This is a genomic window from uncultured Gimesia sp., from assembly GCF_937919775.1.
GTDB lineage: Bacteria > Planctomycetota > Planctomycetia > Planctomycetales > Planctomycetaceae > Gimesia.
In genome coordinates this window covers 1-1681 of sequence record NZ_CALFPF010000349.1, presented here as the reverse complement: position 1 = coordinate 1681, position 1681 = coordinate 1, and the positions used below count along the sequence as shown (strand labels likewise).

Sequence of the window (1681 nt, the reverse complement as noted above, 5' to 3'; positions counted from 1 at the left end):
ATTTACCGGAGATGTGAAAGTTAGCAGAGCATGGAAACGAGATCAGACTTCATGGACGGTTTCCTCGGGGACCAGGTCCTGAGGCACGACCTGCTCTTCTCCCTGAACTCTCAGCACTGTGTCTTCACTTATTTTCAGCATGGGCAGGAACCGTCGCGCAATACGGGCATGTAGTGTGACGCGGGAGTCATCATTGGAATATTCGCGTGATAAGATCAGCGAATGGTCTTCCAGTTCAGAAAGCAGCTTTCCGTTTCCGACGGGGGTATCGACTTCGATGATGACATAACCGGAGGCCAGACGGTCGATCACAGCTTGGGAGAGACGATCCAGACCTTCGCCTGAGATCGCGCTGACACTGATCGCGTTACTATATTTTAAACGCAGGACGTCGAGTTTTGAGCGGTCCTCGACCTTATCCGTTTTGTTAAAGACGAGGATCGCATTCTCATAATCAATGCCGATTTCATCCAGTACTTTATAGACCGTTTTAATATGCTGTTCGGCTTCCGGATTACTGGCGTCAACGACGTGCAGTAACAGGTCCGCCTGCCGGGCTTCTTCCAACGTTGATTTGAATGAGGCGACCAGATGGTGCGGAAGATCCCGGACAAATCCTACCGTATCGCTGAGTAAAATTTCTCCCCAGTGGGGCAGTTCCCAGCGTCTGGTCCGGGTATCAAGCGTGGCAAATAATTTGTCTGCGATGTAGACATCGGCTCCCGTGAGCGCATTCATCAGGGTGCTCTTGCCGGCGTTCGTATAGCCGACGAGTGAAACCGTCAGGTGCTGAAACCGGTGGGAGACCGTTCGTTCTCGGCGGCGTTCGACTTCTGAGAGTTTGCGTTTCAATTCGGCCACGCGACGGTCCAATAATCGACGGTCGGTTTCGAGCTGCTTTTCCCCAGGACCACGGCCTGCACCCACGCCCCCTTCGATGCGTTCCAGGTGAGTCCACAGTCGTTTCAACCGGGGACGGAAATAGAGCAGTTGTGCCAGCTCCACCTGCAGCTTGGCTTCGTAGGTTTTGGCGTGCGTCGCGAAGATATCGAGAATCAATTCACTGCGATCCACGATGACGGTCCCGGTTTCCTCTTCGATGTTTCTGCCTTGCGAAGGAGAGAGATTATTATCAAAAATGATAATCTCGGCATCGACCTGGTCCACCATCCCTTTGAGTTGTGCCAGTTTTCCTTTTCCCAGGCATGTGGCCGGGTGTGGATTCTCCCGATTCTGGACGAGGGTGCCGACAACTTCGACGCCGGCGGTCTCGACCAAACCTTTCAATTCATCCAGCGCCTGGTCTTTATCGATGTGATTTGAAGGGGAAATAACAGAGACCAGGATGGCCTTTTTTGCTTTGACTTGCAGCTCTTCTCGTTTAGGATCCGCCAAGGATGTTCAACCTTATCTAGGATAGACTGGTGTATGATGACTCATTTGTTCTTCCATCTTCTATTTCCCATTTTAACAGGTTATCAGTGGGAGAACAGGCTATTTATTTTTCAGGACACAAAATCTGATCGATAAGTTCATAAACAGTTGACAGGGGAGCTGAATTTCGGGCTGCCGCCGATTACCTGAAAACAGAAAGATACAAATGTTTAAACGTGTGTTTTCATTAAAACGACATCCAGAGCGTCCGCCCGGGTGCAGGCTTCCCAGTATTCTTTAAATTCCT

1 protein-coding gene is annotated in these 1681 nt (G+C 50.6%); it reads right to left on the bottom strand.

All coding sequences use genetic code 11. The annotated features are described in order from the left end of the window. Positions 1-42: 42 nt before the first annotated feature. Entirely contained in the window at positions 43-1395 is a 1353-nt protein-coding gene (gene hflX, locus Q0294_RS09710; protein ID WP_299464032.1) for a GTPase HflX, read from the bottom strand. Positions 1396-1681 lie beyond the last annotated feature (286 nt).